Source organism: Gardnerella sialicivorans subsp. sialicivorans (assembly GCF_056746795.1).
In genome coordinates this window covers 1-1,262 of sequence record NZ_JBWPXA010000013.1, presented here as the reverse complement: position 1 = coordinate 1,262, position 1,262 = coordinate 1, and the positions used below count along the sequence as shown (strand labels likewise).

Here is a 1,262-nt window from a genome sequence, read left to right as displayed (position 1 = left end):
CAAACACCAAGAACACAAGCCAAAACCAAAAAGCCTCAACCTGCAATCCAAGGGCTAGGACCGCAACCCCAACAAAAAGGGGGGTGGCAATCCGGGAACCCAAAAGCATGCCCAACAAACTCAAAAAACGTTAACTATTGTTTTCCACACCAGTAACCACACTCAACCGAGCGTGCACAAAAACTCCGTAGAAAGGAGGTGATCCAGCCGCACCTTCCGGTACGGCTACCTTGTTACGACTTAGTCCCAATCACGAGCCTCACCTTAGACGGCTCCATCCCAAAAGGGTTAGGCCACCGGCTTCGGGTGCTGCCCACTTTCATGACTTGACGGGCGGTGTGTACAAGGCCCGGGAACGCATTCACCGCGACGTTGCTGATTCGCGATTACTAGCGACTCCGCCTTCACGTAGTCGAGTTGCAGACTACGATCCGAACTGAGACCGGTTTTAAGGGATCCGCTCCATGTCACCATGTCGCATCCCGTTGTACCGGCCATTGTAGCATGCGTGAAGCCCTGGACGTAAGGGGCATGATGATCTGACGTCATCCCCACCTTCCTCCGAGTTAACCCCGGCGGTCCCCCGTGAGTTCCCGGCATAACCCGCTGGCAACACAGGGCGAGGGTTGCGCTCGTTGCGGGACTTAACCCAACATCTCACGACACGAGCTGACGACGACCATGCACCACCTGTGAACCTGCCCCGAAGGGAAACCACATCTCTGCAGTCGACAGGCACATGTCAAGCCCAGGTAAGGTTCTTCGCGTTGCATCGAATTAATCCGCATGCTCCGCCGCTTGTGCGGGCCCCCGTCAATTTCTTTGAGTTTTAGCCTTGCGGCCGTACTCCCCAGGCGGGACGCTTAACGCGTTAGCTCCGACACAGAACCCGTGGAATGGGCCCCACATCCAGCGTCCACCGTTTACGGCGTGGACTACCAGGGTATCTAATCCTGTTCGCTCCCCACGCTTTCGCTTCTCAGCGTCAGTAACAGCCCAGAGACCTGCCTTCGCCATTGGTGTTCTTCCCGATATCTACACATTCCACCGTTACACCGAGAATTCCAGTCTCCCCTACTGCACTCTAGCCCGCCCGTACCCGGCGCAAACCCACCGTTAAGCGATGGGCTTTCACACCAGACGCGACGAACCGCCTACAAGCTCTTTACGCCCAATAATTCCGGATAACGCTTGCGCCCTACGTATTACCGCGGCTGCTGGCACGTAGTTAGCCGGCGCTTATTCGAAAGGTACACTCACCC

1 rRNA gene is annotated in these 1,262 nt (G+C 56.3%); it reads right to left on the bottom strand.

The features are described 5' to 3' along the window. Positions 1 to 191 precede the first annotated feature (191 nt). A 16S ribosomal RNA gene (locus tag AC1EKB_RS06195) occupies positions 192 to 1,262 on the bottom strand; the annotation flags it as partial.